Source organism: Variovorax sp. Root434, from assembly GCF_001426595.1.
In the GTDB taxonomy this organism is placed as follows: domain Bacteria; phylum Pseudomonadota; class Gammaproteobacteria; order Burkholderiales; family Burkholderiaceae_C; genus Variovorax.
In genome coordinates this window covers 895,594-919,056 of the sequence record NZ_LMEK01000012.1, presented here as the reverse complement: position 1 = coordinate 919,056, position 23,463 = coordinate 895,594, and the positions used below count along the sequence as shown (strand labels likewise).

At 68.5% G+C, this 23,463-nt stretch carries 23 protein-coding genes; 9 read left to right on the top strand and 14 right to left on the bottom strand.

The window, feature by feature from the left end:
• The first annotated feature begins 69 nt into the window (after positions 1 to 69).
• From ASD05_RS14785 to ASD05_RS14775, 3 genes are all read left to right on the top strand, one after another.
• Positions 70 to 2,238, top strand: coding sequence for a TonB-dependent receptor (locus ASD05_RS14785; RefSeq protein ID WP_056593522.1), 2,169 nt, complete (start codon positions 70 to 72; stop codon positions 2,236 to 2,238).
• A 115-nt stretch (positions 2,239 to 2,353) separates the two neighbouring features.
• A complete protein-coding gene (locus ASD05_RS14780; protein ID WP_056593518.1) occupies positions 2,354 to 2,773 on the top strand; it encodes a sel1 repeat family protein in 420 nt (139 codons plus the stop codon).
• Positions 2,774 to 2,924: 151 nt separating this feature from the next.
• Entirely contained in the window at positions 2,925 to 3,200 is a 276-nt protein-coding gene (locus tag ASD05_RS14775) for a hypothetical protein (protein WP_056593515.1), read from the top strand.
• Here the strand turns inward: ASD05_RS14775 and metC are convergent.
• From metC to ASD05_RS14755, 4 genes are all read right to left on the bottom strand, one after another.
• Entirely contained in the window at positions 3,173 to 4,420 is a 1,248-nt protein-coding gene (gene metC, locus ASD05_RS14770) for a cystathionine beta-lyase (RefSeq protein WP_056593512.1), read from the bottom strand. The two genes, ASD05_RS14775 and metC, sit on opposite strands and share 28 nt — an antisense overlap.
• A gap of 43 nt (positions 4,421 to 4,463) precedes the next feature.
• Complete coding sequence (locus ASD05_RS14765; RefSeq protein WP_056593509.1) at positions 4,464 to 5,474, bottom strand: Bug family tripartite tricarboxylate transporter substrate binding protein; 1,011 nt, start codon at positions 5,472 to 5,474, stop codon at positions 4,464 to 4,466.
• Between the two features lie 57 nt (positions 5,475 to 5,531).
• Complete coding sequence (locus tag ASD05_RS14760; RefSeq protein WP_056593506.1) at positions 5,532 to 7,115, bottom strand: rhodanese-like domain-containing protein; 1,584 nt, start codon at positions 7,113 to 7,115, stop codon at positions 5,532 to 5,534.
• 82 nt (positions 7,116 to 7,197) lie between these two features.
• Positions 7,198 to 7,788 carry a cysteine dioxygenase family protein gene (locus ASD05_RS14755; protein WP_056593503.1) on the bottom strand — a complete coding sequence of 197 codons (591 nt, stop codon included), beginning with the start codon at positions 7,786 to 7,788 and terminating at the stop codon, positions 7,198 to 7,200.
• 107 nt (positions 7,789 to 7,895) lie between these two features.
• Here ASD05_RS14755 and ASD05_RS14750 point away from each other — a divergent pair, with 107 nt between their 5' ends.
• Entirely contained in the window at positions 7,896 to 8,774 is an 879-nt protein-coding gene (locus ASD05_RS14750; RefSeq protein ID WP_056593501.1) for a LysR substrate-binding domain-containing protein, read from the top strand.
• 30 nt (positions 8,775 to 8,804) lie between these two features.
• On the opposite strand, the gene ASD05_RS14745 is transcribed toward ASD05_RS14750, so the two are convergent.
• From ASD05_RS14745 to ASD05_RS14705, 9 genes are all read right to left on the bottom strand, one after another.
• Positions 8,805 to 10,355 (bottom strand): GGDEF domain-containing protein, encoded by a 1,551-nt coding sequence (locus tag ASD05_RS14745; protein WP_056593487.1) that lies wholly within the window; start codon positions 10,353 to 10,355, stop codon positions 8,805 to 8,807.
• 139 nt (positions 10,356 to 10,494) lie between these two features.
• Entirely contained in the window at positions 10,495 to 11,700 is a 1,206-nt protein-coding gene (gene lplT / locus ASD05_RS14740; RefSeq protein ID WP_157610095.1) for a lysophospholipid transporter LplT, read from the bottom strand.
• Positions 11,697 to 12,524: a GNAT family N-acyltransferase gene (locus ASD05_RS14735; protein WP_082572059.1), complete on the bottom strand. Its 828-nt coding sequence runs from the start codon at positions 12,522 to 12,524 to the stop codon at positions 11,697 to 11,699. The genes lplT and ASD05_RS14735 overlap by 4 nt, the downstream gene beginning before the upstream one ends.
• Positions 12,525 to 12,535: 11 nt before the next feature.
• Complete coding sequence (locus ASD05_RS14730; protein ID WP_056593483.1) at positions 12,536 to 13,630, bottom strand: hypothetical protein; 1,095 nt, start codon at positions 13,628 to 13,630, stop codon at positions 12,536 to 12,538.
• Positions 13,630 to 14,574, bottom strand: coding sequence for a N5-glutamine methyltransferase family protein (locus ASD05_RS14725; RefSeq protein WP_056593482.1), 945 nt, complete (start codon positions 14,572 to 14,574; stop codon positions 13,630 to 13,632). The genes ASD05_RS14730 and ASD05_RS14725 overlap by 1 nt, the downstream gene beginning before the upstream one ends.
• On the bottom strand, positions 14,571 to 15,473 hold the full coding sequence (locus ASD05_RS14720; RefSeq protein ID WP_056593479.1) for an iron-containing redox enzyme family protein: 903 nt from the start codon (positions 15,471 to 15,473) through the stop codon (positions 14,571 to 14,573). Before ASD05_RS14720 ends, ASD05_RS14725 begins: the two co-directional genes overlap by 4 nt.
• A 107-nt stretch (positions 15,474 to 15,580) precedes the next feature.
• Positions 15,581 to 16,411, bottom strand: a complete 831-nt coding sequence (locus ASD05_RS14715) for an urease accessory protein UreD (RefSeq protein WP_056593476.1) — start codon at positions 16,409 to 16,411, stop codon at positions 15,581 to 15,583.
• Positions 16,412 to 16,546: 135 nt separating this feature from the next.
• Positions 16,547 to 17,074, bottom strand: a complete 528-nt coding sequence (locus ASD05_RS14710) for a nucleoside deaminase (protein WP_056593473.1) — start codon at positions 17,072 to 17,074, stop codon at positions 16,547 to 16,549.
• Entirely contained in the window at positions 17,071 to 18,096 is a 1,026-nt protein-coding gene (locus tag ASD05_RS14705) for an ABC transporter substrate-binding protein (RefSeq protein ID WP_056593470.1), read from the bottom strand. The genes ASD05_RS14710 and ASD05_RS14705 overlap by 4 nt, the downstream gene beginning before the upstream one ends.
• A gap of 334 nt (positions 18,097 to 18,430) precedes the next feature.
• Here ASD05_RS14705 and ASD05_RS14700 point away from each other — a divergent pair, with 334 nt between their 5' ends.
• The gene (locus ASD05_RS14700; RefSeq protein ID WP_056593467.1) at positions 18,431 to 19,513 is read left to right on the top strand and encodes an aromatic ring-hydroxylating oxygenase subunit alpha; all 1,083 of its coding nucleotides are present in this window, start codon (positions 18,431 to 18,433) and stop codon (positions 19,511 to 19,513) included.
• A gap of 256 nt (positions 19,514 to 19,769) precedes the next feature.
• On the opposite strand, the gene ASD05_RS14695 is transcribed toward ASD05_RS14700, so the two are convergent.
• Positions 19,770 to 21,071 carry a D-amino acid dehydrogenase gene (locus ASD05_RS14695; RefSeq protein ID WP_056593464.1) on the bottom strand — a complete coding sequence of 434 codons (1,302 nt, stop codon included), beginning with the start codon at positions 21,069 to 21,071 and terminating at the stop codon, positions 19,770 to 19,772.
• 128 nt (positions 21,072 to 21,199) lie between these two features.
• Here ASD05_RS14695 and ASD05_RS14690 point away from each other — a divergent pair, with 128 nt between their 5' ends.
• The 4 genes from ASD05_RS14690 (at position 21,200) to ASD05_RS14675 (ending at position 23,420) form a co-directional block, all read left to right on the top strand.
• Positions 21,200 to 21,667: a winged helix-turn-helix transcriptional regulator gene (locus ASD05_RS14690; RefSeq protein WP_007836101.1), complete on the top strand. Its 468-nt coding sequence runs from the start codon at positions 21,200 to 21,202 to the stop codon at positions 21,665 to 21,667.
• A 29-nt stretch (positions 21,668 to 21,696) separates the two neighbouring features.
• On the top strand, positions 21,697 to 22,098 hold the full coding sequence (locus ASD05_RS14685) for an OsmC family protein (protein ID WP_056593461.1): 402 nt from the start codon (positions 21,697 to 21,699) through the stop codon (positions 22,096 to 22,098).
• Between the two features lie 93 nt (positions 22,099 to 22,191).
• Positions 22,192 to 23,088 (top strand): lipid A hydroxylase LpxO, encoded by an 897-nt coding sequence (gene lpxO, locus ASD05_RS14680; protein WP_056593457.1) that lies wholly within the window; start codon positions 22,192 to 22,194, stop codon positions 23,086 to 23,088.
• A 110-nt stretch (positions 23,089 to 23,198) separates the two neighbouring features.
• Positions 23,199 to 23,420: an oxidoreductase-like domain-containing protein gene (locus tag ASD05_RS14675; protein ID WP_056593454.1), complete on the top strand. Its 222-nt coding sequence runs from the start codon at positions 23,199 to 23,201 to the stop codon at positions 23,418 to 23,420.
• The last annotated feature ends 43 nt before the right edge of the window (positions 23,421 to 23,463 follow it).

Genomic DNA, 23,463 nt, shown 5'->3' with positions numbered 1-23,463 from the left:
CCGAGCGATGGGGAGCCGGTGTGGCGCTTCGCGATTTTCAAGAACAAATCGCCCTGAGGGAATCTCGCCATGTCCGTCCGTTCGCGCGCGCCGCGTTTTCGCCTGCGCCATCCGTCCCTGTTCGTTGCCGCCCTGGCCGCCGCTCACTGCGCGGCACAGGCCCAGAGCGCCCCCAATGAAGGCAGCACGCTCAAGGAAGTGACCGTCAGCTCCGAGCAGGACGTCGGCTATGCGCCATCCATCGGCAGCACCGCCACCAAGGGCTCCGCGCCCCTGCGCGACATTCCGCAGGCGGTCAACGTGGTGCCGGCGCAGCTGCTGCGCGACCAGGGCGCGACCTCGATGCAGGACGCGCTGCGCAACGCGCCCGGCGTGTCGTTCAACGCAGGCGACGGCCAGCGCGACCAGGTGGTGATCCGCGGCTTCACCGCCATCGCCGACTGGTTCGTCGACGGCGTGCGCGACGACGCGCTGTACTTCCGCGACCTCTCGGACACCGAACGCATCGAGGTGCTGAAGGGCCCGGCCGCGGTGCTGTACGGCCGCGGCTCCTCGGGCGGCCTGATCAACCGCGTGACCAAGAAGCCGGTCTTCGACCGCGCCTTCGGCGAAGTCTCGCTCGGCCTGGGCACGCACGACTTCAAGCGGCTCACCACCGACCTCAACACGCCAATCGGCGAGAACATGGCGTTTCGCCTCAACGTCGCGCGCGAGAAGTCGGGCAGCTACCGCGACCAGCAGTTCATCGACCGCTACAACATCGCGCCCTCGCTGGCCATCAAGTTCAGCCCGCAGACAGACCTGCTGCTGCAGTACACCAACGCCTACGACCAGCGGCTCACCGACTTCGGCATTCCGGCGCTCAACGGCCGCCCGGTGAACGTGCCCATCGGCACCTACTACGGCTCGGCCTTCGGCAAGCGCGACGACACCACCACGACGAAGGTGCAGTCGTTCACCGCCACGCTGAACCACCGCTTCAGCGACACGCTGAGCCTGCGCAACACCACGCGCTATTCCAGCTACGAGCTCGACCGCTACAACACGCTGCCCAGCGGCACCACCGACCCCGTTCGCCTGACCGTGGGCCGCACGCGCGGCTTCATCCTGCGCGACGAGAGCAGCTGGTTCAACCAGACCGACCTCACATGGCGCAACGAGCTCGGCGGCTTCAAGCAGGAATGGCTGCTGGGTGCGGAGTTCGGCCACCAGGAGAAGCGGGCGTATTCCGTGTCGTCGGCCACCGGCTTCGAACGCGTGAGCATCCTGAACCCGGTAACCGCACCCGCGCCGATCCCGCTCGCGAGCTACCTGGCCAGCAGCGCGATCCCGAGCAACACGCGCTTCAAGACCGCCGCGCTCTACGCGCAGAACCAAATCACCCTGGCACCGCAGTGGAAGGCGCTGATCGGCGGGCGCTACGACGTTTTCGGGCAGGACACCTCGTTCGAACGCGCGCTGGCGCCGCTGTCGCGCACCGATCGCAAGTTCAGCCCGCGCGCGGGCGTGGTCTGGCAGCCGAGCGAAACGCAGTCGTACTACGTGTCGTACAGCCGCTCGTTCCAGCCTTCGGCCGAGACCTTCGCGCTGTCGGCCAGCAACACCGCCAACGACCCCGAGATCACGGTGAACAAGGAGATCGGCGCCAAGCTCGACTTCCTGGACGGCGCGCTCAACCTCACTGCGGCGGTGTTCAACCTGGAGCGCTCGGGCATCAAGAACACTGACCCGACCAATCCCGCACGACAGATCAACGTGGGCACGCAGCGCACCAACGGCATGGAGCTGGCGCTGGCCGGCAAGCTGCCGGGGCGCTGGGACATCAGCGCGGGCTATGCGTACCTCGACGGCCGCATGACCAAGTCGCTTGCCACGGTGAGTTCGCTGCAGCTGCCGGTTGGAGCGGCGATGCCGGTGCAGGGCAAGATCGCGCCCCTCACGCCGCGGCACTCGGCTTTCGTGTGGCTCATGAAGGACCTGGGCAACGGCCTTAGCGCGGGCGGCGGCGTCAACTACGTGGCCGCGCGCTATGCGTCGCTGAGCAACCTCGTCACGCTGCCTTCCTATGTCACGGCAGACCTGGCCGCGAGCTACAAGACCGGGCGCTACGAGATTTCGGCGAACCTGAAGAACATCACGAACCGCAAGTACTACGTGTCGGGGCATGGCAGCGTGGACAACCTGATCATGCCGGGGCCCGGGCGCGAATTGCAGGTGATGCTGACCGCGAAGTTCTGAGGCACGGGCGCAGGCTCAGTCTCCGGCTGAGGCGGCCTGCGCGAAATCCGGCTTCTCCGTTCGGCGCGGCCGCGCGACGATGCCTCCACGACAACACTATTCGTGGAGAACATCGATGCCATCCGAACTCAACCTGATGACCGGCCTGTCGCTGCGCTTTCGCGTGCTGCTGTCGGGCGTGCTGTTGCTGGTGGCCGCGCTCAGCGCCGCGCATCCGTCGGATGCGGGCGTCGAGCTGCAGGCGGAACAGCGCTTCCAGCTGGCCCTCGAAGCACAGGCCGACCGCGACTACCGCACGATGCTCGTACAGCTGCGTCAGGCCGCCACCGAAGGCCATGCCGAGGCGCAGGAGATGCTCGGCATGGTGCTGCTGACCGGCCCGACGCTGTACGGCACGGCCGTGAAGGCCGACCGCTGCGAGGCGGGGGCGTGGATGCGCCGCGCGGCAATGCAGGGCAGCGAGACGGCGAAGGTGCAGCTGACCTTCCTGAACCGGCTGCGTGCCTCGCCTGCGGGGAAGCGCGCCTGCGAATGAATGAATGCGCCCTGCATCGACGGGCTCGCGAAGATTTCGCCGCCGCAGGCGGGAAGTTGGCCTACTCGCGGCGTCTGCGCCCGCGCATGGGCGAAGGCCGCGGGGCAGCGCAAGCTCGGGGCTCGACCATTCCGCTACAAGGATCTTCACCATGCGCAAGCCGACGACTCTCCCACGCCATCCCGAGGACGTCACGCAACTCGATGTGTCCCAGGCCGTTCTCGAGGACGAGGAGAACCCCAGCGCCCTGCGTGCACTCACGCCGCATGAACGCGCCTTGCTGTTTCCCGCGCGCGAGGGCTGGGGTGCCGCGTGCGGGCGCGCCGTGCGCAGCCTGACGAGCAGTCCCGTGAAGCTGCTGGGCGCCGCGGCGGTGGTGGGGCTCGCGCTGGCCTTGGCCTACGCGAAGCGCCCGGACCGGGCTTGAGCGTCCGCGCCGTGCTGCTGCTGAGTTTGCATTGCAGCAAACCCGCGTTCCAGATCGGCCGTCAGATCCAAGGGCGCCTCCAACCCGATGTGCAACCGCACCACCGCCCCGCGCCTGCTCCAGTCCGTCACGCTGCGCGCCGCGCGCATGTTGGTCCACGCCACCAGGCTTTCATAGCCGCCCCATGACGAGCCACGACCGAACAGCGTGAGTGCATCGACGAAGCGCTCGACCGCAGCGTTCTCGATGCCCGGTTGCAGCTCGATGGAAAGCAGCCCATTTGTGCCGCTGCAATCGCGCTTCCAGATGTCGTGCCCCGGGTGCTGTGGCAGTGCCGGGCAGAACACGGTCGCCACCTCGGGCCGCTCCTGCAGCCAGTGCGCCACCTCCAGCGCATGCCGCTCGTGCATCTGCAGCCGCGCCGACAGCGTGCGCATGCCGCGCAGCACCAGCCACGCGTCGTCGGGGCTCACGGTCATGCCGAACGCATCGCAGCGTTCGTTGAGCGGGCGCCATGCGGCTTCGGTGGTGGCGACGGTGCCCATCATCACGTCGGAGTGGCCCGAAAGGTACTTGGTCGCGGCCATCGTCGAGATATCCGCGCCCAGCGCGAGCGGGCGGTACTGGACGCCCGATCCCCAGGTGTTGTCCGCCGCGAGCAGCGCGCCGCGCGCGTGCGCCAACTCCGCCAGTTTCGGCAGGTCGCACATCTCGTAGACCAGCGAGCCGGGGCACTCCGCATACACGAGCCGCGTGTTCGGCTCGAACAATTCCTCGATGCCGCTGCCATCCGCCGCAAAGAACGAGCTGCGGATGCCGTACGGCTCGAGGAACGAATGCACGAGATTGCGCGTGGGCTCGTACACGCTGTCGGACATCAGCACGTGGTCGCCCGGCTTCAGGTACGACAGCAGCACCATGCCGATGGCAGCAAGGCCGGTCGGAAAGAGCCGGGTGCGGTAGGCGCCTTCGAGTTCGCTCACCGCATCCTCGAGCGCGAAGGTGGTCGGCGTGCCGCGTGCGCCATAGCTGAAGATGCGTTCCTCATCGCGCCGTGCACGCGCGTCGCGCATCGCGCCCACGCTGTCGAACAGCACGGTGCTCGCGCGCACCAGGGGCGTGTTGACGGGCGATCCGCCGGCGTATGACGGCGTCTTGCCGGTGCGCGTGAGCCGGGTGTCGAGCGTCAGGTCGGCGGGGACGGTGTGCGAGTCGGGCATGGTGAGGAGGGTGCGAAAGAGGCGGACCGCTATGTTGCGTCAATCAGTCGGCGCGTGCACCCGAAAGCTTGACGATGCGCGACCAGCGGTCAATGTCCTGGCGCAGCTGCGCCGCGAAGGCGTCCGGCGAGTTGGCCACCACCTCGCTGCCGCCGTCGGTCACGAGCTTGCTCACCTCGGGCAGATGCAGCGTGCGCACGATGGCTTCGTTCAAGTAGGCCACGCGTTCCGGCGGCGTGCCGGCGGGCGCGAAGAAGCCGTACCAGTCTTCGAAGCGCGCGCCGGCATAGCCCAGCTCTTCCAGCGTCGGCACCTTCGAGAACACGCCGATGCGGCGCGGACTGGTCACGGCCAGCACGCGCAGCTTGCCGTTCTGCACGAAGCCGGCGACCGAGGCGGTGGACGTGACCAGCACGTCGACCTGTCCGCCGAGCAGGTCGGTCAGTGCGGGGCCGGCGCCCTTGTAGGGCACGTGCGTCATCTCCACGCCGTTGTCCTTGGCCAGCACCACGCCGACGAGGTGCGACAGCGTGCCGTTGCCGGGCGTCGCATAGGTCACCTTGCCGGGGTTGGCCTTGGCCTTCGTCGCGAGGTCGGCGAAGCTCTTGAGGGGCGAGTTGGCGTCCACCACCAGCGCGAGCGGTGCGGCGTTGATCTGCGTGATGGGAATGAAGCTCTTGATCGGATCGAAGCCCGGCGCCGCATACAGCGTGGGGTTCACGGCCATGATCGACACCTGCGAGGTGAGCACGGTGTAGCCGTCGGGCTTGGCGTCGGCCACGGCCTTGGCGCCGATGTTGCCGCCCGCGCCGCCGCGGTTGTCGACCACTGCCGCCTGCCCCATGATTTCCGGCAGGCGTGTGGTGACGAGGCGCGCCGTTGCATCGTTGCCGCCTCCGGGCGGAAAGGGCGAGATGAACTTCACCGTCTGCGAGGGAAAGCCATTGCGTGGTGCCAGCGGTTCGGCGGCGGCGGGCTGCAGGGCGAGCGCCGCGAGCCATGCGGCGGCGACGGCATAACGGGCGATGTGCGGGATGCGGCTGGCGAACGACATGACGGAACTCCTGGAATAGGAACGGACAAGGACGAACGGAAAGCGGAACCGGGGATGTCAGCCGTGCGATGCGGCGGCGGGTAGGCGGAAGGCGGCGCGCTCCTGCGCGTCGAGCTGCGCGACGAGACCCGTTTCCCATGCGAGGTAGCGGCGTGCGGCTTCCTTGTTGCCGTCGTGGCGGTCGTGCACGAAGAACAGGTAGTCGATGCAGTCACTGTCGGCGGGCAGCGTGGGCGTGGCTTCGACGGGCAAGCCGGCGGCGCGCCATGCGGCCATGCCGCCTGCCAGCAGCAGCGGTGCGCTCGGCAAGCCCGCGAGCTCGGAGGCCGCGGCCCATGCCGCGAGCGCGGCGTCGTCGGCAACCAGCACGAGCTGGCGCGTCTCGGTGTTCGTCACGTCGCGGGCGAGGCGGGGGCGGATCGACCAGCGGGCCTGCGCGATGTGGCCGGCGCGAAACTGCATGCTGGCGCGCAGGTCGACTACCGCCACCTCGTTGCGCTCGATGCGCGCGGCGAGCGCCTGCGCATCGATGGTGGCCAGCGCGGGCGCGCGGGGCGTGGCGGCAGGCGCGAGCGACAGCCCGCTCGCCAGCCCACCTTCGAGCACGCTCGCGTCGTGCCCCATCTGCCGCAGCCAGCTCGCGATGGTCGGCGCACGCACGCCGTCGTTGTCGAACAGCACGAGCCGTGCGCCGCGCACGCCGAAGTACTGGTCACCGGCCTGCATCAGCTGGCCGCCCGGCGTGTGCTGCGCACCGGGCAGGCTGCCGGCCGCGAATTCTTCCGGCGTGCGCACGTCGCACAGGAACAGGGTGCGCTCTGCGTCGTCGGCCCACTGCCGAACGGCCTGCGCGTTCACCATCGGCACGTCGAAGCGGGCGGCCAGCGCCCTGGCGGCGGGGCGCAGGTCGGTGTTGCCGCTGTCGTCGGCGTAACGCTGCGTGCCGCCGTGCTCCAGCGTGTGATCGGCGAGGTACCAGCCCTGCGTGCCGTTCTCCAGCGCATAGACGGGGTTGGGCAGCCCCAGGTTGATGAGCGTCTGCGCGCCGATGATGCTGCGCGTGCGGCCCGCGCAGTTGATGACGATGGGCGTGGTGGTGTCGGGCACCAGCCGGCGCACGCGGTAGGCCAGCTCGCCGTTGGGGCAGCAGGTGGCGCTCGGGATGTTCATCTTGTGGAACTCGCTGGCGGGGCGGCCGTCGAGCACCACCACCTTGTCCTTGCGAGCGAGCATCTCCGCGAGCTGGCCGGCGCTGACGCGGGGCGTGTGATAGACCTCCTCGGCCAGTTCGCCGAAGGTCTTCGAGGGCAGGTTGACGCCCGCGAAGAGCACGTAGCCCGCGGCCTTCCAGGCGCGGGCGCCGCCTTGCAGCACGTGCACGTTGCCGTAGCCCAGCACGGCGAGGCGCGCGGCCGCGCGCTCGGCCACGTCGGCATCGCCTTCGTCGTACACCACCACCCGCACGCCGCGGCGCGGCACGAGGCGCGGCGCATCGATCTCCAGCCGGCTGAAGGGCAGGGGAATGCCGTAGAAGAGATGGGCCTCGCCGTACTGGCCGTGCTCGCGCACGTCGAGCAGCGCGATCTCGCCGCCGTCGTGCAGCCAGAATTTGAGGGTCTTCGGGTCGATGGAGGAAGTCATGAGGCGAGTCGTCGGGACGAATGAAATCCTGCGAGGCCACGCTGCGCGGCCCGCATGAAGGCAATGTGGAAAAAAGATGCGGCTAGCGGCGCGTCTGCACGCCGATGCCCATGGTCTGGTACGTGCCCGCGTCGAGGTCGTAGGCGGTGCGCTGGTTCAGCGTTTCGAGCGCGCGGCCGTACATGTGCAGGTGGCGGATGACCTGCTCGCCCTGGATCTCGACCGAGTGGATGTCCTCGGGCATCAGCGCGATGCCCTTGCCCGGCGCGACGACCACCAACTCCGTCTGCTTCAGCTTGCCCACGCCCGGCACGCTGCCGTCGTCGGTGCGCTCGTACACGCGGTTGTGCTCGGTGCCTTCCACGGCCGCGATGCAGGCCCAGGTCGTGTGGTTGTGCGGCACGATCTTCTTGCCCGGGCGCATCACGTTCAGGTACAGCGCATAGCTCTGGTCGGGGTCTTCGGCGATGAGGTAGCGGGCCTGGTGCTCGCCGGCCTCGGGTGGCGGGAAGTCGGCGGCGCCCCAGTATTCGGTGTGCGCGGCCAGGCCTTGCAGCGAATCGAGCACCACGTCGAGCTTTTCCCGGGTGGCTTCAGCGCTGCCTATGGCCTTCTTCATGTTGGCGATGGACGCCTCGACGGCCCGGCTGCGTTGCTCGGATGGGGTGCTCATGCGGTTTTCTCCAGTGGGGTTGCCTGTTCGGTGTGCATCCACTGTAGAGACGGGGGCGTGACGCAACAATCCAGCTGGCGCAGGAAACACTTCAATAAAATTAATACATGCCCACGCTCGATCTCGAACTGCTGCGCTCATTCGCGGCCGTCGTCAGCCATCACAGCTTTGCGGCGGCGGCGGTGCACCTGGGGCGCACGCAGTCGGCCATCACGCAGCAGATGCAGCGGCTGGAGGAGCAGATCGGCCATCCGCTGTTCGCCAAGCAGGGCCGGCAGAAGCGGCTCACGCAGCACGGCGAGAGGCTGCTCACCTACGCGCACCACATGCTCGCGGTGAACGACGAGGCGCTGCGCAGCCTGAGGCAGGGGCAGCTCGAAGGCAACCTGCGCATCGGCGCGCCGCACGACGTGGCCGAGACCATGCTGCCGCTGCTGCTGACCGAGGTGGCGCGCACCTCGCCGCTGCTGCAGCTGGACATCCACATCGGCCGCAGCCCTTACCTGATGACTTCGCTCAAGAGCGGCGAGGTCGACATGATCATCTCCAACCGCGCCGATGCGCAGTCGCAGTTCGAGGGCGTGGTGCTGCGCAACTCGCCCACCGTGTGGCTGTGCGCTGCAGGCTACGTGCATGACCCGGCCAAGCCGGTGCCGCTCATCATGGCGGACGGGCCCAGCATCTTCCGCCGCATCGGCCACGAGGCGCTCGACGCGGCGGGCGTGGCCTGGACGCCGCGCTACACCTCGTCGAGCCTGATCGGCATCAAGGCTGCGCTGCGTGCGGGGCTGGGCGTGACGGCCCGCGGCGTGGAGCAGCTCGACGCGGGCCTGCGCGTGCTCGGCGCGGGCGACGGCATGCCGCGGCTGCCCGACCTGGCCTACTACCTCTACGTGCGCAGCCACGTGGTGAATCCGGTCACGCGGCAGGTGTTCGAGACGTTGAAGAAGCACCTGCGGCTGCCTCGGACCGACATGCCGGCGTAGTAGGGGGCGCGGCACCGGATGACGCCGCGTTCAGCGCGGCGTCATCGGCGTCACCGCATAGTTGCCGCGCCCGCTCTGCTTGGCCCGGTACATGGCCGCGTCGGCCGTGGCGAGCAGGTCTCGCGGCGTTTCGTCGCCGTTGCCCAGGGCGATGCCGATCGATACGCCGATGACCGTGTCGCAATGCCCCATCTCCAGTTGCAGCGGCCGGGCGATCGCGTCGATGCAGCGCTGGGCCAGGGTCGTCGCGCCCTGTTCCGCGGAGCTTTCGAAGTCGGCGGCCAGCAGCACGAATTCGTCGCCCCCGATGCGCGCCACCGTGTCGGTCTGCCGCACCAGGCCCTGCAGCCGGTGCGCGATTTCCAGCAGCGCCTTGTCGCCCGCCTCGTGGCCGAGCGTGTCGTTGAGTTTCTTGAATCCGTCGAGGTCGAGGTAGAGCACGGCCATCTGGCGCGCATGCCGCTTGGCCCGTGCCAGCGCCTGCTGGAGCCGTTCGTCGAGCAGCTTGCGGTTGGGCAGGCCGGTCAGGCTGTCGTGGTGGGCCAGGCGCGCCAGGGCCTCCTGGTTGTCGAGCAGCTTGGCCAGCAGCCGGTTAAAGGCCTGCGTCAGGTACCCGATCTCGTCGTCTCGCACCACCCGCAGCGGCGTCAGTGCGAGTTCGCCGCGGGTCATCCGGTCGGCCTGGTCGGCGGCGCGCAGCAGCGGCCGCAGCAGCCACGCCATGATCAGTCCGATCACGATGAGTACCGCTGCCACGGCGGGCGCGCGTTGCTGCAGGATGAAGGTCTGCATGCGCCCCACCGGGGCCAGCGCTTCTGAAACGGGCAGCCGCGCCACCACGAACCAGCCGCTGTTCGGCACCGATGCGATGGCGGAGATTTCGTCGATGCCCTTGGCATTGCGCGTCGTCCCGCTGCCGCGATAGCCCGCCATGGCGCGGTCGTGCAGCGGGTTCACGCCGTCGGGCGGGGTTGGCGTGAGAGACATCGAGGCGTCCGTCGAGGCCACGAAGATGCGGTCGCGCGGTGACACCACCAGGATGCCGCCTGCTTCGCCCACGCGCCCCTGTTGCAGATGGTCGAGCAGGCCGTCGGCCGAGAGGTCCGCCGTTCCGAGCAGCACGGCCGCCACCTGCCCGGCGGCGTCGCGCACGGGCGCGGCCATGGGCAAGACCGAGTGCCTGGAGGCTGTTGCCCGCGGACGGCCCGGCGCGGACTGCCCCGCGCGCGCGGACGCGAATTCCGAACCGTCCGTTGCGAGCTGCCCCGTGCCGTCGAGCCGCTTGCCGGTGGCGTCCGCGACCATCAGGCCGAGCGGGAAGACCGGGCTCAGCGTGCTGCGCTCCGCCAGCCATGCCCGCAGCCGGTCGGGCTGCGTCAGGAGTTCCGGCGGCAGTGTGGCCGCCAGGCGTTCGAGGAACGACAACCGCTCGCCCAGGTAGTTGTCGACGTTGCGCGCCACGTAGGCGGCCAGCGCCGTTTGCTGCACCGCCACCGATCGGGTCAGTTCCTCCCGCATGAAGCGGCTGAGCTGGATGTAGCTGCCGGCGGTTCCCACCACCGCCATCAAAAGGCCCATCATGAGCAGGCGAACAACCAGGCTGTTGGCAGATTTTCTGAAGTTCACTCTGGCGGCTGGGCGTGGGGCGGTAGGTGCGGGACTGTATCCCAAGCGCCCAGGCGCCCCCTCACGGATGCCTCCCGGCAGGCACTCCGGCGGGCTACACGTTCTGGGAGGCGAGCGCGTCGCGCGCCGGCCGCAGGCGGCGCGACCAGACGAAGATGCCGCCCATGGCCAGCACCAGGAAGCCACCGAAGCCCGCCAGCGTGGGCAGCAGCGGCGCCCCGAAGTAGATCAGCGCACCGTACATCCCGAGCATGGTCAGCGAGGCCAGGCTCTCGTTGAAGTTCTGCACCGCGATCGACTGGCCCGGGTTCATGCGCAGCAGGCCGCGGCTTTGCAGCAGCGCGTTCATCGGCACCAGCAGCAGGCCTGCAAGCGCGCCGATCACCACCAGCATCGCGGCGGCGATGGCGGGCTGCGTCACCAGCGTCATCAGCAACACCATGGCACCCAGCGCGATGCCTAGCGGCAGCGCACGCAACGCGCGTTCGAGCGGAAACCAGCGGGACGCACCCATGGCACCGCCCGCCATGCCGATGGCCACCGCGATCTGCAGCAGGGCGCCCTGCGACAGCGCCAGCCCCAGCCGCTCGGCGGCCCAGCGCAGCACCAGGAACTGCAGCGTGGCCGACGCGGCCCAGAACAGGCTGGTGACGGCCAATGAGATGCGTGCGTCGACATCGCGCCACAGCAGCATCAGCGAGCGCCCGAACTCCCGCAGCAGCCGGCCCGGATGCGCCAGCGCCGCGCGATCGCGCGCCGGGTTGTGCGGAATCGCGAGCGTGCAGGCGGCGGCCAGCAGGTACATCGCACCGATGGCGGGCAGGGCCAGGCCCCTGTCGACCAGCGTGCTGCCCAGCGCCACGCCGAGCAGGATCGACAGCACCGTGCCCGCCTCGATCCAGCCGTTGGCGGCGACCAGCTCGTCCCGCGGCATCAGCTCCGGCAGGATGCCGTACTTGGCCGGCGAGTAAGCCGCCGCGCCCAGGCCGACCAGTGCGTAGGCCACCAGCGGCTGCACGTGCCACAGCAGCAGGGCACAGCCGCCGAGCTTGACGAGGTTGGTGGCCATCAGCACGCGACCCTTCGGTGCCGCATCGGCCACCGCGCCCGCGAAGGCGGCCAGCAGCACGTAGGAGAGGTAGAAGAACAGCCGCAGCGCGGGCGTCATCCAGCCGGGCGCGTGGCGCTGCATGAGCAGGCCGATGGCGACGATCAGCAACGCGTTGTCGGCCAGCGAGCTGAAGAACTGCGCCGCCACCACCGAGGCCAGTGCGCGCCGTGATCGCGCTCGCAACGTCACGCGGCCACGCCGAAGAAGTGCTGGCGGTAGCGCGGCGCCACGTCGTCCACGCGCAGCATCATCGGCAGGTCGGCGGTGTTGAACGCGACATCGAGCGCGGGCGGGCCGAGCAGGCGCGCGCCGCAGCGCAGGTAGCCCTTGATGAGCGGCGGCGCGGCGGGAGGCGCGGTGTCGCTGTCGGCATCGGCTTCCGCGTCGGTGTCCAGCGGCAGTGCGATGCGCGGCTCCACGCGCCAGCGCTGCTCGACCAGGTGCGTGCGGCACAGCCGGTGCCACAGCCGCGCGGCAGTCAGGCCCTGGTCGTCGAGCCCGATGCTGGCGCAGCCGATCATGGTGTCGAGTGCGTGGTCGACCATGTACTGCCCCAGCGCGGCCCACAGCGCCATGATCACGCTGCCCGAGCGCCAGTCTGCATCCACGCACGAGCGGCCCAGCTCCAGCGCCCGCGCACGCAGCGGCGCGAGCGGCGCCAGGTCGAACTCGGTGTCGGTGTAGAAACCGCCCGCGCGGCGCGCTGCTTCCGGCGTCAGCACGCGGTAGGTGCCGATGAGCGGGCCGCGGCCGTGCACCGGGTCCACTGCATGCACCAGCAGGTGGTCGCAGAAGGCGTCGAAGCGGTCGGCATCGAGTCCTGGCGGCGTACCTTCCGGCGGCGTGAGATGGGCGCCCATTTCCTGCGCGAACACGCGAAAGCGCAGGCGCTGGGCGTCGCGCACGTCCTCTTCGCAATCGGCCCAGCGGGTTTCCAGCACGGGCGCCGCGGTAGCAAGCGGCGCGAGCGAACGGCGGGGCAGGGCGTGCGAAGCGGTGATGTCCATGTGCATGTGGCAACGATTCAGTTGGATGGTGGATAGCGGTCGACCAGACGGTTCTGCCGCCGGTTGAGCCGTGCGAGGGCGAGCAGGCCGATGGGCCGTACGCCGGCCTTGCGCTGCGCGGCGCCGATGGCGAACAGCAGCCGCTGCTTTGCGAAGACCATGCGAAAGCCTTGCAGCACGCCGATGTCGGGGTCCCAGGCCTCGATGGCTTCGGAGCCCGTGCCGTTGATTTCCATGATGGTGAAGCCGCGCCCGGCGCCGAGTTCGCGCAGGCTCTCGTAGCGCACGTCGAAGCGTCCGAAATGGAAGTCGGGCATGTCGCGCGCGATGGCGTCGATGGCGCGCACCAGATCGGACGTGATGAGCGCCGCGCCGTCGCGGTACAGCCCGCCGACGCGGGTCGAGCCGATGGTGGCCAGCCGAACCTGCTGGCCGGCCGCCGGCACGCTCTCGGATGGCACGCTGCATTCGTGGCGCGGCGAGCGCGCGATGCGGCGCGCGCGCACGTCGGCCGCCACGAGCTGGGCCACGGTGCTTCGGCCGTCGCCCGTTACGCGCGGGAAGTAGCGCAGCGCGAGGCCGATGATGCGGCCCTCGCCGGTGACGGGATCGCGTGCGTAGAAGATGCCCGCCTCGCCTTCCTGCGGCAGGTAGCGTTGCAGCACGACCGTTTCGCCGGAAGGAAAGACGGCCAGGTACGCCCGCAGCGCAGCCATGTCGGGCAGCAGGCGAACGCCGTAACCGCACAGTCCGAGGTCGGGCTTGGCGACGATGGGGAATGCGAGGCCGTTCTCAGCCATGGTTTGCCGCAAGGAGTCTTCGTTCGCCGTGCCATCGTTGAACACCGCGCAGTAGTCGGCCGTAAGCGAGCGCGCCAGCGGTCCCATGCCGCGGAAGTATTCGAGCTTGCCTTCACCCACCAGCCCGCCCGAGGTGAGATGCGGGTTGGCCGCCGACGGCAGGGTCGCGCCACCGTAGCGCAGCGACAGCCACAGCCACTGCACCACCAGCGGCACGCAGATGAGCCACTTGGGCATGCGCTCCAGCACGCTGCATTCGCGCACTACGGCGAGCCGCGCGGTGTCGGCGCCGAGGTCGAGGCCGGCGGCCATCACGCGGCCTCCGCTGTGCGCGTGGCAACGAGCCCGACGGCGGCGATGCGGTCGATGTGCGCATACACCGGGCGCTCCAGTTCCTCGCCGAACACGTCGGGGTCGATTTCGGCATACGACCACTCGAAGCCCGGCGCGGTGAGCAGCGGCCGTATCTCGGCAAGGAACGGGTCTTCGCCATCGACCATCGCCACGCCGGTGTAGAGCAGCAGCTGCCCGCCCGGCGCCAGCCGCTTCAGCGACTCGGCCGCGATGCGCACGCCGAGCGCCCGCCCGAGCCGCGCGCCGCCGTGGCGGTAGGCGCGCTGCGCGGCATCGTCGAGGTAGGGCGGGTTCGACACGATGAGGTCGAAGTCGCCTTCGACCGCCGACAGCGCATCGCCCTGCGCGAGCGTCACAGGGATGCCGGCGGCTTCCGCATTGATGGCTGTGTACTCCAGCGCCAGCGGGTTGATGTCGTTCATCACGATCGTGCAGGGCGCGTCCATCGCCGCCATCGCCCGCGCTACGGCAATGCCGCCCGCGCCGCTGCCGCAGCCCACGTCGAGCACGCGCAGGGGCTGCTTCGTCTTGCGCGGGTTCAGCGCATGTTGGATGAAGCGTGCGAAGCGGTGGGTGTCGGGGCCGAAGAACACGGCGTTCTCCTCGACCGTCGGGTAGGCCGAGTGAAAGAACAGGTCGTCGCCGAGGCTGGCGATGCGCACCGTGCTGCGCAGCAGCGACCCCGTGTGCCGCACGATGCCGGCCTGCTCCATGCCGGCCAGCAGTTCCGGCGGCACGGTGCCCGCTTCGAACGGAAGGTTCCAGCCGAAGATGTCGCGCAGCGTCGCTCCCGGTTCGCGCCCGCGCCGCGCGAGCACGCGCTGGTGGGTCAAGGGCGTGACGGTCGTGAAGCAATAGCCCGTGGCCGCCACCTGGCGCAGCACGCCGGCCGCGTTCATCATGCGGCGACCTCTTCGGTATGCCGCAGTTCGGCGGTGTAGCGCGCGAAGCAGCGTTCGCCGCACACGAGCCGCATCAGCGCGCCTTCGGCGATGAACTGCCCGCAGGACGGATCGGCCTCGACCAGGGGCCGGATCACCTCGCGTATCCACGCGCGCGAGTGCGACACGTCGAGCGCCGCATGCAGGTCGAAGTAGGCGCGCGCACGGCCGCTCAGGCCCAGGCGGCGCATGCCGGCCGCCACCTGCTTCACGCGCCCGGGGGCGGTGAGCTCGATGACGCCGAGCGCGCCGATGGCGTGGTACGCATAGCGGCGCGTGGTCGCCAGCCCGACCATGGTGTTGGCGAGCGCGAGCGACTCCCACACGGTGGTGTCGATGGCCGGATGCAGGTCGAGTTCGCGCACCATGTGCTCCAGCATCTGGCCGTGCATGGCGCTGCGCTTGCCGTGGCCCATCTCGTCCCAGAAGTTGCGCGCGCATTCGAGCTTGGGCTGCGGCGGCAGCTTGACCTGGGTGCAGGCCAGCAGGTCTTCGAAGCCCGCTTCGCCCGCGGCCTCCTGCGTGAGGAACCAGCGCATCTGCGGCAGCGTGGCCTCTAGAGCCAGCCAGTCGAACAGCGGGTGATGCTGGCCGGGGCCCGTGCGCGCGAGCGACTCGAACCAGTTGCTGAAATGGTCCGCATTGCCGGCCGAGGCCGATGCCGCCACCTGCACCGTGGTGCGCAGGGCTTCGAGGAACCTGCCTTCGATCAGGCGGCACTCATGCTCGCGGGCGAGCTCGTCCTGCCAATGGGGCGATGGGGTGCCGAACTTCAGCCGTGCGGCGTTGAAGTGCGCCAGATGCCGATGAAGCTGCGTTTCCGCGTGGGTGTGGGCGTTCGGGGCGTCGTCTGGAGACATGGCCGATCCTCGTCATCCGCTGGGCAAAAGAGGCAGCGTGCGCCTTTGCAAAGCGGCTGTCCGTCAGACGGCGCCTACAGATTGGCCCCCAGGGCCGAAGATCGGGCTCAGGTCGCCCAGATGCGCGGCGTGGTCGCGGGCAGCTGCCACAGCTCGCCGCGCCATGCCTGCCAGACCTGCCGCAGCAACTGCATCGCGGGCTCGACCACGGGCGCGAGCACGCGCAGCACGATCACTTCGGCATGCGGGCTGGTGGCACCGGCGCTGCCGAACAGGGGGCTTGCTTCGAGCAATGTGCGTGCGTGCGCCAGCAGGGCGTCGCGCCGGGCGCGCGCCACCGGCGAGCCCGCCACGAAGAACAGCGAGGCCAGGCAGCGATGGCCGCCGAGGCCGATGGGGCTTTGCAGCAGCCGGTGGTCGGCCGCGTCGATGCGCCCGCGCTCCAGCCACACGCCGGGCACCTCGATGTGCTGCAGGTAGCTGCCGCGCTCGAAGGGCTGGTTGGCATTCGGCAGGCCGAGCGCGGTGATGTCCCAGCCGATCAGCTCGGCGCCGGGTTCGAGCTCGATGGAAAGCCGGTTCTCCGCCTGGCAGCCGCTGTAGCAGATGGCTTCGAGTGGCAGCCATTCGAGCCGCGCGCCGGCCGCGAGGCGGATGCGCGTGCGCTGCAGCGCCAGCTTGCCCTCGGAACGGTAGAAGCGCGAGGCGCCGGGCGTGGTGATCAGGCCGTGGCTGCCGTCGGCGGCCTCGATGTCGATGTCGAGCGTGTCGCCGCCCACCAGGCCGCCCGGCGGATGCACGAGCACGTTGTGGCAGATGGCATCCCCCTCGGGGTACAGGCTCTGCAGGATGCGCAGCGGGCCGTCATGGCGAAAGCGGGCGACGGTGCGGGCGGCTTCTTGTTTGTAGTCGAGATGGAGACGGGCGTGCCAGGGCATCGAGAGAGTCTAGAGCGTGTCGGCCAATCGGATTTTTCGTGGAACACCGCGGAACCGGCTTTGCCGGGCCGCAGGTGTTGCCCCCGGTAGGGGGTTGGCCAGCGAAACGGAGTGCGCGCAGTCTGGGGGCGAGTCCTATTTCCAGGCGCCGTCGTGCGCGGCACTCGCTTCGTCGATCAGCGCCGGTCCGATGCATTCGATCGGATGCGGCGAGGCGCGGAAGACGTCGCGGCACGACAGCTCTGCATCGCGCTGGTCCTGCCGCTCGCCGCGGAACACGCGCAGTCGCTCGGCATCGATGCCGAACACCACGCGGCCGATGTTCGACCAGAAGATCGCGCCCGCGCACATCACGCAGGGCTCGCCCGAGGCGTAGATCGTGGCGCCAGCGAGTTCCTCGCGCGAGAGCTTGCGCTCGGCCAGTGCGCGCAGCGCATTGATCTCTGCATGCGCCGTGCAGTCGCCGGTCTCGGCATTGCTGTTGCCAGCCTCGGCCAGCACCTCGCCGGCGGCCGAGACGATCACGGAGCCGAAGGGGCGGTTGCCCCGGCGGCGTGCCGCGTGCGACCAGACGATGGCCTTGCGCAGGTAGCGGCCGTCGCGTTCATCGAGTGCTGTTTCGGCGGGATAGTTGACGGTGTGGGTGTCGCTGTGGAAATTCATGCTTTGGGAAGGGAGCGTTCGCTGCGCAATGGGAGCATCGAAGTATTGAAGATGGCGTCGGACGCGGGCTTGATCTTGAGGCCGAAGACGTCGGCCACTTCGTCGACCTGCTGTTCGAGCAGGAGTTTCCGGATGTCGCCGAGGCCATGATCGCGCGTGTCGGCCGCGCCCACGTACTGCGCGGTGATGCCCCAGCGCTCGAGTTCGATTTTCTCATCGAGGATGGGCTCGCGCTGGCGCATGGCCGCGATGCTCGGCGCCGGATTGGAAAAAGTCTCGACGATGGCGCGGTTGCTCGCGCGCAGGAAGGCCGCAACCACCTTCGGGTTCTGCGCGATGAGGTTGCTGCCCGCGAGGATTGCGTTGCCGTACAGATTGACGCCCGCGTCGGCGTACTTGAGCACCGACAGTTCCTCGGGCTTCATGCGCGCGAACAGCGACACGGCCGAGTCGTGGAAGTAGGTGGCGGCATCGACGTCGCCGCGCACCATCACGTTGTCGCGCGCGCTGAAGTCGGTGGTCTGCCACTGGAAGGCGTCGGCGCGCATGCCCTGCTTGCGCGCGACCAGGGGCCATGCACGGCGGGTCGATTCGACGGCGGCGGCCGCCACCTTCTTGCCCGCGAGGCTCTTGAAGTCGCCGGTCACGCCGCGGTCCTTGCGGCCGATGATCGCGAACGGTGCGCGGTTGTAGTACTGGTACACGGCCTGCACCATCGGCGTGCCGGGGTTCTGCGCGTTGAACTCGACCAGCGAGCTGATGTCGCCCAGGCCGAGCTGGTAGACGCCGCTGGCGATGCGGGTGATGGAGGCGACCGAGCCGGCGCCGGTGTCGATGCTCACGTCGAGCCCCTCGTCCCTGTAGTAGCCCTTGGTCTGCGCGAGGAAGAAGGGCGCGGTCTGGCCGTTGATGCGGAAGTCGAGCGTGAACTTGAGCGGGGTGAGCTTGGCGCTGCCCTGCGCGAAGACGGCGGGAGCGGCAAGGGTGGCGGCGCTGGCCGCGAGGAAGGATCGACGTTGCATGTGGGGCCTCGGAAGCTTCGGTTCTTGAATCCCTCCGCAAAAATGCGGCGGGCGTTTCAAGAGCAATTTCCGGGCGGGCGCACGTTCGTGGTGCGTGCGCTGCTGAACGCTTCTACTCTTGCGGTGGGTCATGCACGACGCATGCCAAGGGATTTCGCTCGGGCATTGCAAGGGAAAACGTGCACCGACCAGGAAGCCGCGCCACAATCCGGGCGCGCAATTTGCAAGGCAGGTTGCGCAGAGTAGAAGCGTTCAGCCACGCGACGGTTCCCGTCGATGGCAGGAAATTGCTCTTTCAGTTCGTCCCCCACACGACCACCGAAGGAGTCCGCGCATGCTCGTCACCCAACAACCCGTCTTCCGCAAGTTCTGGCATGCCGTCATGCCGCTCACCGAACTGGCCGGCGGCCCGAAGCCCTTCAGGCTGCTGGGCGAAGACATCGTTCTCTTCATCGACGCCGACGGCCAGCCCGCCGCGCTGCGGGACCGCTGCTGCCACCGAACCGCGAAGCTCTCGAAAGGCTGGTGCGTGGACAGCGAAGGCCGGGCCTGCGGCACCGGCGCCATCCAGTGCGGCTACCACGGCTGGACCTACGACCGCAGTGGCCAGGTCATCCACATTCCGCAGTACGAGCCCGACCGCAAGATCTCGCCCGAGTACCGCACCACGGCCTACCGCTGCACGGCGCGCTATGGCTATGCGTGGGTGGCGCTCGAGGAGCCCATTGCCGACATCCCGGCCATTGCGGAGTTCGACGACCCGGGCTACCGCACCATCTTCCAGTTCTATGAAGAGTGGCGGACCAGCCCGATGCGTGCGCTGGAGAACTCCTTCGACAACTCGCACTTCAGTTTTGTGCACCGTGCCACCTTCGGCGTGGCCGCGAGCCCGAAGCCGAGCAAGTACGAGCTGGTGGAGAACGAATCGGGCTTCTATGCCGAGACGGTCATCGATGCGGCCAACCCGGTGAAGTTCCATGCGATCAGCGGCGTGACCGACCCGATCACCACGCGCCACATGCGCAACGCGTATTACCTGCCGTTCTCGCGCCGGCTCGACATCGAGTACCCGAGCGGCGTGCGCCACATCATCATCAACTGCTTCACGCCCATCGACGACGGCCGCATGCAGCTGTGCCAATGGCTGTTCCGCAACGACACCGAGGCCGACTGCACGGCGCAGATGCTGATCGACTTCGACGACGCGGTGACGCGCGAGGACAAGGACATCCTCGAATCGACCGACCCCGATGCGCTGGTCGATACGCGGCGGCGTGGCGTGGAGTATTCGATGGAGTCGGACCGGCCCGGCATGCTGATCCGCAAGCACCTGATGCAGCTGCTGGCGAAGCATGGCGAGGCGGAGGTTTATCGCGGCATGAGCAGTGCCGTGATTCCAATTGCCAAGGCTGCTTGAGGTCTTGTTTGCTGTTCTTGCTCCGCGAATGTCCCCCGGCCTTCGGCCTCCTCCTTTATTTCGCTGCGCAAGGCACCCCGCCAGCGTGATCGATCAGAGCACTTGTTGATCGGCTGCAAGCGCAGAGCGTGCCCTCGTGCGCAGGGCATCGGGTGCTCCCCGCAGCGAAATAAAGGAGGAGGCCGCAGGCCGGGGGACATTCGCGGAGGGGAGTACCCGGTGGCCTGTGCACACGCCCCGAACGACAACGCCAATGTCAGGCAGCAACAGTCGCGGGGCTCGGGCGCGAAGCGTGCGACGAGCCCTGTTCGTAGCGGTCCATCGCAAGGCCATCGGTGCGGATCTCCGGCCGCTGGCCCATCACCATGTCGGAAATGAGCTTGCCCGAGCCGCAGGCCATGGTCCAGCCCAGCGTGCCGTGGCCGGTGTTGAGGAACAGGTTGGCATAGCGCGTGCCGCCGACGATGGGCGTGCTGTCGGGCGTCATCGGGCGCAGGCCGGTCCAGAAGGTGGCGCGGGGCACATCGCCGCCGGGGAACAGGTCGGTCACCACCTTCTCGAGCGTGGCGCGGCGTGCAGGGTTCAGGCGCAGGTCGAAGCCGCCGAGCTCGGCCATGCCGCCCACGCGGATGCGGTTGTCGAAGCGCGTGACGGCCACCTTGTAGGTTTCGTCGAGCACGGTCGATTGCGGCGCGAGTGATTCGTCGAGCAGCGGCACGGTCAGCGAGTAGCCCTTGACCGGGTATACCGGAATGTCGAGGCCCAGCGAGGCGATGGCGGCGCGCGAATAGCTGCCGAAGGCCATCACGTAGCGGTCGGCCGTGAGGATCTTGCCGGCGGTGGTGCGCACACCGGTGATGCGGCCGCCGTCGGTTTCCAGCGCGTCGATGGTCTGGCCGAAGCGGAAGTCGACGCCCAGGCCGCGCGCGATCTCGGCGAGACCGCGCGTGAACAGGTGGCAGTCGCCGGTTTCGTCGTTGGGCAGGCGCAGGCCGCCCGTGAGGCGGTCGCGCGCGCCGGCCAATGCGGGCTCGACGCGGGCGAGGGCGTCGCGGTCGAGCAGTTCGTAGGGCACGCCGCATTCCTCGAGCACCGCGATGTCGCGCTGCACCGCGTCGAGTTGGGCCTGTGTGCGGAAGAGTTGCAGCGTGCCGCCGGTGCGCTGCTCGTACTGCAGGCCGGTGTCGGCGCGCAGCTGCTGCAGGCAGCCGCGGCTGTATTCGGCCACGCGCATCATGCGTTCCTTGTTCACGGCATAGGCCTCGGGCGCGCAGTTGCGCAGCATCGCGGCCATCCAGCGCAGCTGGAACAGCGTGCCGTCGGGGCGGATCGACAGCGGCGCGTGCTTCTTGAACATCCACTTGATCGCCTTCAGCGGAATGCCCGGCGCGGCCCACGGCGTGGAGTAGCCCGGCGACACCTGCCCGGCGTTGCCGAAGCTGGTTTCCTCGGCGGGGCCGGCCTGCCGGTCGAGCAGGGTGACCTCGGCGCCCGAGCGCGCGAGGTAGTAGGCCGTGGTGGTGCCGATCACGCCGCCGCCGAGAACGATGACTTTCATGGTGTATTCGCCGATTCAGATGGAATGAGTGGAATCTAAAGTGCACAATGCAGCGGATTCCACTGTTTTCATTGGTTTTGCAGTGAAATACACTGCCGGACATCGTCCAAAGCCGCGCGCGAAGTGAAATGCCAGAACTCGACCGAATCGACCGCCGCATCCTCGACCTTTTGCAACGCCAGGGCCGCGTTTCCATGACCGAGCTGGCCGAGCACATCGGTTTGTCGGCCTCGCCCTGCGCCGAGCGCGTGAAGCGCATGGAGCGCGACGGCGTCATCACCGGCTACCACGCGCACGTGTCGCCCGAGGCACTGGGCAAGACGCTGCTGGTGTTCGTCGAGATCAAGCTCTCCGCCAAGTCGGGCGACGTCTTCGACAAGGTGCGAAAGGAGCTGCTGCACATGCCCGAGGTGCTCGAATGCCATCTGGTGTCGGGCAGCTTCGACTACCTCGTGAAGGCGCGCCTGAGCGGCATGAGCGAGTACCGGCACCTGCTGGGCGACATCCTGAAGAAGCTGCCGGTGGCGGCCGAGTCGCACAGCTACGTGGTGATGGAAGAAATCAAGGAAACGCTGATGCTGGCGGTCGACCGCTGAGCACACACACGCATCATTCAAGGACAGGCATGACCATTTCGATTCGTCGCGACGGCACCACCGGCACGCGCCACATCCTCAAGATCCGCAACCACGAGATTCCCGTCGACGCCTCGCCCGCGGGCGGCGGCAGCGACGCGGGCCCCGAGCCGCATGACCTGTACGACGCTTCGCTCGCCGCATGCAAGGCGCTCACGGTGCTGATCTACGCACGCCGCAAGGGCATTCCGGTGGAAGACATCGAGGTCGTGGTCGACCGCGACGCCAGCGAGGAGCGCAAGGGCGTCTACCGCCTCAAGTCGGGCCTGCGCCTGAGCGGCGAGCTGAGCGAAGCGCAGCGCGACGAACTGCTGCGCGTGGCGAGCAAATGCCCGGTGCACAAGCTCATGACCGAGGTGAAGACCGAGATCGAGACCGGCTGGGCGGACTGAGCGCCAGGTGCCGCACGGCCAAAAGGCGTGGTCAGGTCCGTTTTGGGGCAAGGATTTACACTAGCCGGTGCCGTTTACAGGACACTTTCAACAATGAAGTGGGTCATTCTTGCCATCTTCGCGCTCAGTGCGCTTTACGTTCATTTCCGCGGCCAGGTGCGGCATCGCTTCTTCAGGCAGCTCTCCGACCACTCGACCTTCCTCGCTCCGCTGAACGTCTTCATGTACCTTTTCTCGAAGGTACCGGGTACGCCGTACCTGTCGCCCGCGCAGTTCCCCGAGATGCGCGTGCTCGAAGAGAACTGGGAGGTCATCCGCGAGGAAGCGCTGGCCATGCGCAACGGCGGCAGCATCAAGGCGTCGAGCCAGTTCAACGACGTGGGCTTCAACTCCTTCTTCAAGAGCGGCTGGAAGCGCTTCTACCTGAAGTGGTACGACGAGGCGCATCCCTCGGCCGCGGTGCTGTGCCCGCGCACCACCGAGCTGCTGAAAGGCATCGGCACCATCAAGGCCGCCATGTTCGCCGAGCTGCCGCCGGGCAGTCGTCTGGTGCGTCACCGCGATCCCTTCGCCGGCTCGCTGCGCTACCACCTGGGCCTGTGGACGCCGGGCGTCGAAGGCTGCTACATCGACGTGGACGGCCAGCGCTACCACTGGCGCGACGGCGAGGCCGTGGTGTTCGACGAGACCTTCATCCACTACGCCGAGAACACCACCAACCACGACCGCGTGATCCTGTTCTGCGACATCGAGCGCCCGCTGAAGTACCGCTGGGCCAGCGCCGTGAACCGCTGGTTTGCGAAGAACCTGCTGGCCGCCGCCGCGTCGCCCAACGATGCCAGCGACAAGACCGGCGGCATCAACCGCGCCTTCAAGTACATCTACCAGATCCGCGTGATCGGCAAGCGCCTGAAGGCGTGGGACAAGCGGGCGTACTACCTCGTGAAGTGGGCCATCTTCGGCGGCCTGGCGCTCTGGATCTTCTGGTAGCGCCACCAGGGCCGGCCTCTTGCGGCCTTTGCTGAACGCCAAAGGCGGTGCGAAGGCTTCGGGCTCCCCTCGGCTCGAATCGAACCCCGACGCATGAAGATCTGCCGCCCGTGAACGCCATCGACCGGCTGCCCGAACCCACGAACCTCGCGGGCGCGCAAGCGCTCATCGCGCGCGTGCAGGCATTGCTCGATGCCGCGGGGCTTGCGATGCGCGCGCCACCGTCCGAACCCACCACCTGCTGCGGCCGCGGCTGCAACGGCTGTGTATGGGAGGGCTGGCTTGCCGCCGTGGCCTACTGGCGCGACGAGGCCTCGCTGCTGCTCGATTGAAAGCTCGGACATGGCGCCCTTGGCCGCGGCAAGGGGCGCTCGC

Coding starts and splice junctions, on each gene's coding strand:
- ASD05_RS14720 (WP_056593479.1), bottom strand. CDS start 15,473: ATGTCTCCAGACGACGCCCCGAACGCCCACACCCACGCGGAAACGCAG.
- ASD05_RS14685 (WP_056593461.1), top strand. CDS start 21,697: ATGACCATTTCGATTCGTCGCGACGGCACCACCGGCACGCGCCACATC.
- ASD05_RS14780 (WP_056593518.1), top strand. CDS start 2,354: ATGCCATCCGAACTCAACCTGATGACCGGCCTGTCGCTGCGCTTTCGC.
- lpxO (WP_056593457.1), top strand. CDS start 22,192: ATGAAGTGGGTCATTCTTGCCATCTTCGCGCTCAGTGCGCTTTACGTT.
- ASD05_RS14765 (WP_056593509.1), bottom strand. CDS start 5,474: ATGTCGTTCGCCAGCCGCATCCCGCACATCGCCCGTTATGCCGTCGCC.
- ASD05_RS14725 (WP_056593482.1), bottom strand. CDS start 14,574: ATGATGAACGCGGCCGGCGTGCTGCGCCAGGTGGCGGCCACGGGCTAT.
- ASD05_RS14785 (WP_056593522.1), top strand. CDS start 70: ATGTCCGTCCGTTCGCGCGCGCCGCGTTTTCGCCTGCGCCATCCGTCC.
- ASD05_RS14690 (WP_007836101.1), top strand. CDS start 21,200: ATGCCAGAACTCGACCGAATCGACCGCCGCATCCTCGACCTTTTGCAA.
- ASD05_RS14750 (WP_056593501.1), top strand. CDS start 7,896: ATGCCCACGCTCGATCTCGAACTGCTGCGCTCATTCGCGGCCGTCGTC.
- ASD05_RS14760 (WP_056593506.1), bottom strand. CDS start 7,115: ATGACTTCCTCCATCGACCCGAAGACCCTCAAATTCTGGCTGCACGAC.
- ASD05_RS14695 (WP_056593464.1), bottom strand. CDS start 21,071: ATGAAAGTCATCGTTCTCGGCGGCGGCGTGATCGGCACCACCACGGCC.
- ASD05_RS14700 (WP_056593467.1), top strand. CDS start 18,431: ATGCTCGTCACCCAACAACCCGTCTTCCGCAAGTTCTGGCATGCCGTC.
- ASD05_RS14775 (WP_056593515.1), top strand. CDS start 2,925: ATGCGCAAGCCGACGACTCTCCCACGCCATCCCGAGGACGTCACGCAA.
- ASD05_RS14745 (WP_056593487.1), bottom strand. CDS start 10,355: ATGATGGGCCTTTTGATGGCGGTGGTGGGAACCGCCGGCAGCTACATC.
- ASD05_RS14755 (WP_056593503.1), bottom strand. CDS start 7,788: ATGAGCACCCCATCCGAGCAACGCAGCCGGGCCGTCGAGGCGTCCATC.
- ASD05_RS14715 (WP_056593476.1), bottom strand. CDS start 16,411: ATGCCCTGGCACGCCCGTCTCCATCTCGACTACAAACAAGAAGCCGCC.
- ASD05_RS14710 (WP_056593473.1), bottom strand. CDS start 17,074: ATGAATTTCCACAGCGACACCCACACCGTCAACTATCCCGCCGAAACA.
- metC (WP_056593512.1), bottom strand. CDS start 4,420: ATGCCCGACTCGCACACCGTCCCCGCCGACCTGACGCTCGACACCCGG.
- ASD05_RS14705 (WP_056593470.1), bottom strand. CDS start 18,096: ATGCAACGTCGATCCTTCCTCGCGGCCAGCGCCGCCACCCTTGCCGCT.
- ASD05_RS14730 (WP_056593483.1), bottom strand. CDS start 13,630: ATGGCCGCCGGCCTCGACCTCGGCGCCGACACCGCGCGGCTCGCCGTA.
- ASD05_RS14735 (WP_082572059.1), bottom strand. CDS start 12,524: ATGCACATGGACATCACCGCTTCGCACGCCCTGCCCCGCCGTTCGCTC.